The sequence below is a fragment of the Delftia sp. DT-2 genome, from assembly GCF_028401915.1.
Classification (GTDB): Bacteria; Pseudomonadota; Gammaproteobacteria; order Burkholderiales; family Burkholderiaceae_C; genus Comamonas; species Comamonas tsuruhatensis.
The window spans coordinates 122,782-131,513 of record NZ_JAQOTI010000016.1; the positions used below are offsets into that span (position 1 = coordinate 122,782).

Genomic DNA, 8,732 nt, shown 5'->3' on the forward strand with positions numbered 1-8,732 from the left:
GAACCCGCCATGATAGGTCAGAACCCGTGCCACCGCATGGCGGCTCGGTCTGCGGGGCGGCAGGGCCTTCTGCGGCGCCCCTTCACAAAACTGTCTTGCACTGCCTTGCATAACCCAGCCACCCCGCAGCGCCGGCCTATGGGCGAGAATGGCGGATTGCTTGCCCCCACAACAGTGCACCCCGTGCTCGATTCCCCCACACCCGTCCACGGCGCCCAGGCGCCAGCCCCCTCCTCGGCCGCATCGGGCCGCATGACCTCGCAGGAACGCCGATCCAGCGCCAGCCTGGCGCTGATCTTTGCGCTGCGCATGCTGGGCCTGTTTCTGGTGCTGCCGGTGTTTGCGCTGGAGGCGCGCAAATACCCGGGCGGGGATGATCCGGCCATGATCGGCCTGGCCATGGGCCTGTACGGGCTCACCCAGGCCGTGTTCCAGCTGCCCCTGGGCCTGGCTTCGGACCGCTTCGGGCGCAAGCGCGTCATCGTCGCCGGGCTGCTGGTCTTTGCCGCGGGCAGCCTGCTGGCGGCCACGGCCGACTCACTGCTGGGCCTGATGTGGGGCCGGGGCCTGCAGGGCGCGGGCGCCGTCTCGGCCGCCGTGACCGCGCTGCTGGCCGACCTCACGCGCGACAGCGTGCGCACCAAGGCCATGGCCATGGTGGGCGGCAGCATCGGCCTCATGTTCGCGCTGGCCCTGGTGCTCAGCCCCCTGCTGGCGGCCTGGGGCGGGCTGCCCGGCATCTTCGGCCTGACCTGCGCCCTGGCGCTGGCGGGCATTGCCGTCGTGCTCTGGGTCGTCCCGCCCGAGCCAGCGCGCCACGCCGACCAGCCGCGCGGCCGCATGGCCGAGCTGTGGCGCCACAGCGACCTGGTGCGCCTGAACCTGGGCGTGTTCGTGCTGCACACCGTGCAGATGTCCATGTGGGTGGCCGTGCCCGCCATGCTGGTGCAGGCAGGCCTGGACAAGCAGGCGCACTGGCATGTCTACCTGCCGGCCGTGGTGCTGTCCTTCGCCGCCATGGGCGGCCTGTTCGCCATGGAGCGGCGCGGGCGCCTGCGCGCGGCCCTGCTGGGCGCCATCGCCCTGATCACCCTCGTGCAGATCGGCCTGGGCCTGCTGGCGGCCGGCGGCACGCAGCCGCCGCTGTGGGCCATGGCCGTGCTGATGTTCGTGTTCTTCTGCGGCTTCAACGCGCTGGAGGCCACCCAGCCCAGCCTGGTCTCGCGCATGGCGCCGGCTCCGCTGCGCGGCGCGGCGCTGGGCGCCTACAACACGCTGCAATCGCTGGGCCTGTTCGCAGGCGGCGCGCTGGGCGGCGCCGTCGCCAAATGGGCCGGCATGCCGGGCCTGTTCACCCTGACGAGCGTCCTGGCCGTGCTGTGGCTGGTCGTCACCTGGCCGCTGCGCCCCGTGGGCCGCCACGGCTGAACGGCAGTTTTCCGACGGTTACAAACTGCTGCAGCCAGCCGCTGCACCGGCATATCCGCCCCCTGCCAACGGCGGACGGCTTGCGGCACAATGGCGCGTCTGGCCCGGGATCCATCCTTCTATGCCCGGGCCACTTCTCTCTGTAAAGGTATTTCACTCATGGCATCCGTCAACAAGGTCATCATCGTCGGCAACCTCGGGCGCGACCCCGAAATGCGCACCTTCCCGAGTGGCGACCAGGTGGCCAACGTGACCATCGCCACCACCGACCGCTGGCGCGACAAGAACACGGGCGAGAACAAGGAAGCCACCGAGTGGCACCGCGTGGTCTTCAACGGCCGCCTGGCCGAAATCGTGGGCCAGTACCTGCGCAAGGGCAGCCAGGTCTATGTCGAAGGCAGCCTGCGCACGCGCAAGTGGACCGACCAGGCCTCCGGCCAGGAACGCTACGCCACCGAAATCCGCGCCGACACCATGCAGATGCTGGGCAGCCGCCAAGGCGGCGGCGGTGGCCAGCAAGGCGGCGGCTATGGCGATGAAGGCTATGGCGACAGCGGCTACGACGCCCCTCCCCAGCAGCAACAGCGCCGCCCGGCCCCTGCCCCCATGGCAGCGCCCGCCCCGCGCCAGGCCCCTGCCCAGCGCCCCGCCCCCGCACCCATGGCACCCCCGCCGCAGCGCGCAGCCTCGGGCTTTGACGACATGGATGACGACATTCCGTTTTGATTCGGACCATCAAGGTTCTTGAGCATCCAGACCCGCTTTCCCCGGAAAGCGGGTTTTGTTTTTCCAGGCGCCCGACGACAAATCCCATGCTCCTGCCGCGTGCCAGAACCCTGTTGTGGAGTCTTGTCCTGTGCCTGCCGCTGGCCGTGTTCGGCTGGCTGGCTGCAGCCCTGTGCCTGATCTCGCAGGAGGACTACACGCCCGAGCCCGGCAGCTTCACCTACTACATCGGCATCTCGTCCCTGGTGCGCCATGCGCCGCTGGTGGGCGCGCTGGGCAAGGCGGAGTACTTCGGCACCGTGGGCGACGGCAACAAGCCGCCACACGGCCTGGTGTCCTATGACGTGGAGTTCGCAAGCATTGGCCCCGCCACGCACGCCTTCGATGCCTACCTGATCGGCAAAGGCTATTCCCGGAGTGCGGACGACGAAACGCCCGGCCCCTCCTACGGCATGGGGCGGCGCGTTCGCCATGCCAGGTACACGGCGGCTTCGGGCCAAGTCGTCTACGTGGAAGTGGTGCAGGCCTCGTCGGCCGAGCAAGGCCCTGTGCGCTACCGCGCCACCATGGCGCACTACGACTGATTGCGGCCAGGGGTCCATCCCGCGGCAGGCAGCACCCCCTCGTACAATCGCGCCCGTGATTTCAGTCCACCGGCACCGTCAACCCGGGGCTCGCCAAGCGCGCAGCCGCGATGCCGCGCGCCTTCACAGCTTCACGCTGGCCCGCATCGCGCGCGGCTCGCAGAGCCGGCGCTCGGGCTGCACCCGCCTGGCGCCGCCGTAGCACGGTCGAACCGTACAAGCCGCCAGGTTGTTTCGGGCATCGCCCGACGCCCGGCATGTTCATTCCCGTCTACAAAATCCTGCCCCGCCCTGCCACACCCAGCGCGGCGGGGCTGGCCATTTCCATGTCGAAACACCCGCATCCCTTTCGCGCCGAGTGGGCGCCCAGCATTCCGCGCGAGCTCATGGCCGGCGCCGTGGCCACCTTTGCGCTGATCCCCGAGGTCATCGCCTTTTCCTTCGTGGCTGGCGTCGATCCTGCCGTCGGGCTGTTCGCGTCTTTCATCATCAGCATCGTCATCGCCTTCACGGGCGCGCGCCCGGCCATGGTGTCGGCGGCTGCGGGCTCGGTCGCCCTGGTGGCCGCTCCGCTGGTGCATGCCCATGGCGTGCAGTATCTTTTTGCGGCCGGCATTCTTGCGGGGGCCGTGCAGATCCTGTTCGGCCTGCTGCGCCTGGGCGTGCTGATGCGCTATGTGTCGGGCTCGGTGCGCACGGGCTTCGTCAATGCGCTGGCCATCCTGATCTTCTCGGCCCAGATGCCGCACCTGATCGGCGCCAATGCCGCCACCTGGGCTATGGTGGGCGCCGGCCTGCTGATCATCTACGGCCTGCCCCGGCTGACCACGGCCGTGCCCTCGCCCCTGGTCTGCATCGTGGTGCTGACGGTGGCGGCGAATTGGCTGGACCTGCCCCTGAAGACGGTCGCCGACCTGGGCCTGCTGCCGGACGGCCTGCCCAGCTTCGGGCTGCCGCAGGTGCCGTGGTCGCTGGAGACGCTGCGCCTGATCGCCCTGCCCGCGCTGGCGATCGCCATGGTGGGATTGCTGGAGTCCATGATGACGGCCAGCGTGGTCGACGAACTCACGGACACGCCCAGCTCCAAGAACCGCGAGTGCAGCGGCATCGGCGTGGCCAACATCGCGGCCAGCCTGTTCGGCGGCATTGCCGGCTGCGCCATGATCGGCCAGACCGTGGGCAATGTGCGCTACGGCGGCCGCGGCCGGCTGTCCACGCTGTTCGCGGGCGCCTTCCTGCTCATCCTGATGGTGCTGCTCAAGCCCTGGGTGTCGCAGGTGCCGGTGGCGGCGCTGGTGGCCATCATGGTGATGGTGTCGGCCTCCACGCTGGACTGGGGATCGGCCCGCGCCCTGCTCAGGCACCCCAAGCTGTCCAGCGCCGTGATGCTGGCCACCGTGGTGGTCACCGTGGCCACGGACAACCTGGCCGCCGGCGTGGGCGTCGGCGTGCTGCTCAGCGGTGTGTTCTTCACCTTCAAGGTCTCAAGGCTGCTGTCCGTCGAGAAGACGCAGGACGGCGCAGGCCTGACCTACCGTGTCTCGGGCCAGGTCTTCTTTGCCTCGGCCGACCTGCTGGTCGATGCCTTCGACGTGCGGGACATCGAAGGCCGGCCCGTGCGCATCGAACTGACCAACGCCCATTTCTGGGACATCACGGCCGTCAATGCGCTGGACAAGGTTTGCCAGCGCCTGCGCAAGCACGGCAGCACGGTCGAGGTGACGGGCCTGAACGAACACGGCCGGGCACTGGTGTCGCGGCTGGATATCGGCATCGAGTAGGCCCGCGGCCGTCCCTGGGCGGGACGGCCCTCACCGCTCATCGAACGACAGCACCACCCGCTCGGTCAGCGGATGCGCCTGGCAGGTCAGGACAAAGCCGCAGGCGACTTCGTTCTTGTCGAGGGCGAAGTTGCGCTCCATGCGCACCTCGCCCTCGACCACCTTGGCGCGGCAGGTGCCGCAGACGCCCGAGGTGCAGGAATAGGGCACTTCCAGCCCGGCCGAGGAGGCCGCGTCCAGGATGCTGGCCTGGCCGCGCGTGAAGGGGATCTCGCGCGAGAGGCCGTCGCGCACCAGGGTGATGCGTGCGGTGGCGGCGTCGCCGGGCTGGGCCTCGTGCACCACGGCGCCCACTGTGCCCTGGCCTGCGGCCGGCAGGGCCACGCCGAAGCGCTCGATGTGGATGCGCTCCTCGGGCACGCCGGCGGCCAGCAGGGCGGCCTCGGCCTCGTCGTTCATCTGGAAGGGTCCGCAGATGTAGACATGGTCGATGTGCGCGGCCGGCACCACGCCCTGCAGGAATTCGGCGATCTTGCCGCGGTCCATCACGCCCATGTTCAGCGGCAGGTCGGTGTGCTCGTCCGAGAACACATGCTGCAGCGACAGCCGCGACATGTAGCGGTTCTTGAGGTCCTCGATCTCCTCCTTGAACATGGTGGACTGCAGCTGGCGGTTGCCGTAGATCAGCGTGAAGCGGCTGGCGGGCTCGCGCGCCAGCACGGTCTTCATGATGGACAGGATGGGCGTGATGCCGCTGCCGCCGGCGATGCCCACATGGTGGCGCGCGGCCCCGGGCTCGATGGGCACGAAGAAGCGGCCCTGGGGCGCCATGACCTGCAGCGTGTCGCCGGGGCGCAGATGCTCGTTGATCCAGTTGGAGAACTGGCCGCCGCGCACCTTGCGCACGCCCACGCGCAGCTCGCCGTCATCCACGCCTGCGCAGATGGAGTAGCTGCGGCGCAGGTCCTGCCCGTCGATCTGGTGGCGCAGCGTCAGGTACTGGCCCTGGGTGAAGCCGAAGACCTCGCGCAGCGCGGGCGGCACGTCGAAGGAGACGACCACGGCCTCGGCCGTGTCGGGCGCAATGCTGCGCACGCGCAGCGGGTGGAACATCGTGGTCGTGGTCATATCGGCTTGAAGTGTTCGAAGGGTTCGCGGCAGTCCAGGCAGCGGTGCAGGGCCTTGCAGGCCGTGGCGCCAAAGGCCGAAAGCCGCTCGGTGTGCACGCTGCCGCAGTGCGGGCAGGCAACGGGCTCGGGCACGGCAATGCCCTGGCGGCGGCGCACCAGGCGGATGGGCGAAGTGCCCTCCGGCAGGCCGGAGTCGCCACAGCGCCCGGGGGGCGCGATGCCGTACTCGCGCAGCTTGCGCCGGCCGTCGTCGCTGATCCAGTCCGTGGTCCAGGCCGGGGCGCGGCGCAGCACGGCGCGCGCGGGGCCCAGGCCGGCGGCCTCGATGGCCTCGAGCACGCTGCGCTCGATGACCTCCGTGGCGGGGCAGCCCGAGTAGGTGGGCGTGAGCACGATCTCCATGCCCTGGCCTTCGGGCAGGGCATGGACCTCGCGCACGATGCCCAGCTCGCAGACCGAGATCACGGGCACCTCGGGATCGGGCACGTCCTGCAGCGCGGCCCAGGCCAGGCGCTCGCGCTCGGCCGAGGCGGATGTGACGGCCACCAGCCGTGCGGCAGCCATCACCACACCCCGCCCGGATAGGCGCGCTGCAGGTGCTGCATCTCGGCCAGGATGAAGCCCATGTGCTCGCTGTGCACGCCGTTGCGGCCCGTGCTGCGGAAGGCGGATTCGGCCGGCATGTCCAGCGTGGCCTCATGCAGCAGGGCGGCCATTTCGGCCTGCCAGGGCTCGCGCAGCTCGGACCAGGCCGGGCCCAGGCCGCTGGCGCGTGCGGCAGCGTCCGTGGCGTCGTCGGTGAACAGCTCGGCCGCATAGCGCCACAGCTGGGCCAGCGCCGCCTCCATGCGCTGGCGCGATTCCTCGGTGCCGTCGCCCAGGCGCACCACCCAGTCGCCCGCGTGCTGCTCGTGGTAGCGCGCTTCTTTGAGCGCCTTGGCGGCGATGGCGGCCAGCTCGGCGTCGCTGGAGTGCACCAGGCGCTCCCACATCAGGCGCAGCCAGGTGGCAGCCATGGCGTTGCGCAGCACGGTGAAGGCGAAGTCGCCGCGCGGCAGCTCGGCCAGCGTGGCGTTGAAGTAGTCGCGCTCGTCGCGCAGAAAGGCGAGCTGGTCCTCATCGTGCGCGCGGCCTTCGAGCTGGCCGGCGCGCGTGAGCAGCGCGCGCGCCTGGCCGACCAGGTCCAGCGCCATGTTGGTCATGGCGATGTCCTCTTCGAGGATGGGCGCGTGGCCGCACCACTGGCCCAGGCGCTGGGCCAGGATCAGGCAGGTATCGCCCAGGCGCAGCAGGTACTGCACCTCGGGGCGGGCGTCGATGGCGATGGAGGAGGCCGAGGCGGAGGCGTTCATGGCTGCACCCCGCTCACATGTGGTCCACCGAGGGCGGCAGCTGGTAGAAGGTCGGATGGCGGTAGACCTTGTCCTGGGCCGGGTCGAAGAACATGTCCTTGTCGCCGGGGTCGCTGGCCACGATCTGGTCCGAGCGCACCACCCAGACGCTCACGCCCTCCTGGCGCCGCGTGTAGACATCGCGCGCCATCTGCAGCGCCATCTGCGGGTCGGCCGCATGCAGGCTGCCGCAGTGCTTGTGGTCCAGGCCGGCCTTGCTGCGGACGAAGACTTCCCACAGCGGCCATTCGTTGGTGATGTTCTGTTCGACGGCGGTCATGCGGCCTCCTTGCGGGTCTGGTTTCTCTGTGTCTGCTTGCGGGCATGGGCCAGGGCGGCCTCGCGCACCCAGGCGCCTTCGTCCCAGGCCTTGACGCGTGCGCCCAGGCGCTCGCGGTTGCAGGGGCCGTCTCCGGCGATCACGCGCCAGAACTCGTCCCAGTCGATGGGGCCATGGTCATGGGCCTGGCGGGCCTCGTTCCATTTCAGGTCGGGGTCGGGCAGGGTCACGCCCAGCACCTTGGCCTGGTCCACCGTGGCGTCGATGAACTTCTGGCGCAGCGCGTCGTTGGAGATGCGCTTGATGCCCCAGCGCATGGACTGCGCGCTGTTGGGCGACTGGTCGTCGGGCGGGCCGAACATCATGATGGACGGCCACCACCAGCGGTTGACGGCGTCCTGCACCATGGCCTTCTGCGCCTCGGTGCCCTGCTGCATCATGGTCAGCAGCGCCTCGTAGCCCTGGCGCTGGTGAAAGCTCTCCTCGCGGCAGATACGCACCATGGCACGCGCATAGGGCGCATAGGAGCAGCGGCAGATGGGCACCTGGTTCATGATGGCCGCGCCGTCCACCAGCCAGCCGATGGTGCCCATGTCGGCCCAGGTCAGCGTGGGGTAGTTGAAGATGGAGCTGTACTTGGCCTTGCCCGTGTGCAGCGCGTGCAGCATCTGGTCGCGGCTGCTGCCCAGCGTCTCGGCGGCCGCGTAGAGGTACAGGCCATGGCCGCCCTCGTCCTGCACCTTGGCCAGCAGGATGGCCTTGCGCTTGAGGGTGGGCGCGCGGCTGATCCAGTTGCCCTCGGGCAGCATGCCGACGATCTCGCTGTGCGCGTGCTGGCTGATCTGGCGCAGCAGCGTCTTGCGGTAGTTGTCGGGCATCCAGTCCTTGGCCTCGATGAATTCGCCGGCATCGATGCGCTCGTCGAAGCGCTGCTGCAGGCGCATTTCGTCGGCCGAGCGCACGGCCTTGCCGCCATCGCCCGCTTCCTTGCCCATGGTGTCCATGGCCTGGGTATACATGTGCGATCTCCTTGAATGAAATGGTTGACGACGGCCGGCGGTGCCTCAACGCGGCCGCTTGTCGTACACGCGCCGGGCCTTGCCGGTCTGCGTGCGCTCGATGGTGTCGGGATCGAAGACGCGCACCGCCGTGGAAATGCCCACCAGGGTCTTGATGCGCTGCTGCACCCACTGCGCGATCTCGCCGCGCTCGGCATCGCCCAGGCCGCGCCGCTGCGGCTGCAGCTCGCAGTGCACCTCGACGGTGTCCAGCAGGCCTTCACGGCTGATGTGCATCTGGTACAGGCCCGTGAGGCTGGCATTGGCCAGCACGATTTCCTCGATCTGGGTCGGAAAGACGTTGACGCCGCGGATGATCATCATGTCGTCGCTGCGCCCCACGATCTTGCCCAT

General features: G+C 69.5%; 10 protein-coding genes. 4 read left to right on the top strand and 6 right to left on the bottom strand.

Annotation, left to right across the window (positions count from 1 at the left end; translation table 11 throughout):
• Nucleotides 1-252 precede the first annotated feature (252 nt).
• From PO605_RS25415 to PO605_RS25430, 4 genes are all read left to right on the top strand, one after another.
• Nucleotides 253-1,428: an MFS transporter gene (locus tag PO605_RS25415; RefSeq protein ID WP_047473713.1), complete on the top strand. Its 1,176-nt coding sequence runs from the start codon at nt 253-255 to the stop codon at nt 1,426-1,428.
• 159 nt (nt 1,429-1,587) lie between these two features.
• Nucleotides 1,588-2,154: a single-stranded DNA-binding protein gene (gene ssb, locus PO605_RS25420; protein WP_016449346.1), complete on the top strand. Its 567-nt coding sequence runs from the start codon at nt 1,588-1,590 to the stop codon at nt 2,152-2,154.
• An 86-nt stretch (nt 2,155-2,240) separates the two neighbouring features.
• The gene (locus PO605_RS25425; RefSeq protein ID WP_272207052.1) at nt 2,241-2,738 is read left to right on the top strand and encodes a hypothetical protein; all 498 of its coding nucleotides are present in this window, start codon (nt 2,241-2,243) and stop codon (nt 2,736-2,738) included.
• Nucleotides 2,739-3,064: 326 nt separating this feature from the next.
• Nucleotides 3,065-4,519, top strand: a complete 1,455-nt coding sequence (locus PO605_RS25430) for a SulP family inorganic anion transporter (RefSeq protein ID WP_231574562.1) — start codon at nt 3,065-3,067, stop codon at nt 4,517-4,519.
• A gap of 30 nt (nt 4,520-4,549) precedes the next feature.
• On the opposite strand, the gene paaE is transcribed toward PO605_RS25430, so the two are convergent.
• The 6 genes from paaE to PO605_RS25460 all read right to left on the bottom strand — a co-directional run.
• Nucleotides 4,550-5,647, bottom strand: coding sequence for a 1,2-phenylacetyl-CoA epoxidase subunit PaaE (gene paaE, locus PO605_RS25435; protein ID WP_047474907.1), 1,098 nt, complete (start codon nt 5,645-5,647; stop codon nt 4,550-4,552).
• Nucleotides 5,644-6,213 (bottom strand): 1,2-phenylacetyl-CoA epoxidase subunit PaaD, encoded by a 570-nt coding sequence (paaD, locus tag PO605_RS25440; RefSeq protein WP_047474908.1) that lies wholly within the window; start codon nt 6,211-6,213, stop codon nt 5,644-5,646. The genes paaE and paaD overlap by 4 nt, the downstream gene beginning before the upstream one ends.
• A complete protein-coding gene (gene paaC / locus PO605_RS25445) occupies nt 6,213-7,001 on the bottom strand; it encodes a 1,2-phenylacetyl-CoA epoxidase subunit PaaC (protein ID WP_047474910.1) in 789 nt (262 codons plus the stop codon). The genes paaD and paaC overlap by 1 nt, the downstream gene beginning before the upstream one ends.
• 13 nt (nt 7,002-7,014) lie before the next feature.
• Entirely contained in the window at nt 7,015-7,320 is a 306-nt protein-coding gene (gene paaB / locus PO605_RS25450) for a 1,2-phenylacetyl-CoA epoxidase subunit PaaB (RefSeq protein ID WP_012202743.1), read from the bottom strand.
• Nucleotides 7,317-8,339, bottom strand: a complete 1,023-nt coding sequence (gene paaA, locus PO605_RS25455) for a 1,2-phenylacetyl-CoA epoxidase subunit PaaA (protein WP_012202742.1) — start codon at nt 8,337-8,339, stop codon at nt 7,317-7,319. Before paaA ends, paaB begins: the two co-directional genes overlap by 4 nt.
• 45 nt (nt 8,340-8,384) lie before the next feature.
• Nucleotides 8,385-8,732 (bottom strand): phenylacetate--CoA ligase family protein (locus PO605_RS25460; protein WP_442874752.1); only part of this gene is annotated, 348 nt, incomplete at its 5' end.

Coding starts and splice junctions, on each gene's coding strand:
- PO605_RS25415 (WP_047473713.1), top strand. CDS start 253: ATGACCTCGCAGGAACGCCGATCCAGCGCCAGCCTGGCGCTGATCTTT.
- ssb (WP_016449346.1), top strand. CDS start 1,588: ATGGCATCCGTCAACAAGGTCATCATCGTCGGCAACCTCGGGCGCGAC.
- PO605_RS25425 (WP_272207052.1), top strand. CDS start 2,241: ATGCTCCTGCCGCGTGCCAGAACCCTGTTGTGGAGTCTTGTCCTGTGC.
- PO605_RS25430 (WP_231574562.1), top strand. CDS start 3,065: ATGTCGAAACACCCGCATCCCTTTCGCGCCGAGTGGGCGCCCAGCATT.
- paaE (WP_047474907.1), bottom strand. CDS start 5,647: ATGACCACGACCACGATGTTCCACCCGCTGCGCGTGCGCAGCATTGCG.
- paaD (WP_047474908.1), bottom strand. CDS start 6,213: ATGGCTGCCGCACGGCTGGTGGCCGTCACATCCGCCTCGGCCGAGCGC.
- paaC (WP_047474910.1), bottom strand. CDS start 7,001: ATGAACGCCTCCGCCTCGGCCTCCTCCATCGCCATCGACGCCCGCCCC.
- paaB (WP_012202743.1), bottom strand. CDS start 7,320: ATGACCGCCGTCGAACAGAACATCACCAACGAATGGCCGCTGTGGGAA.
- paaA (WP_012202742.1), bottom strand. CDS start 8,339: ATGTATACCCAGGCCATGGACACCATGGGCAAGGAAGCGGGCGATGGC.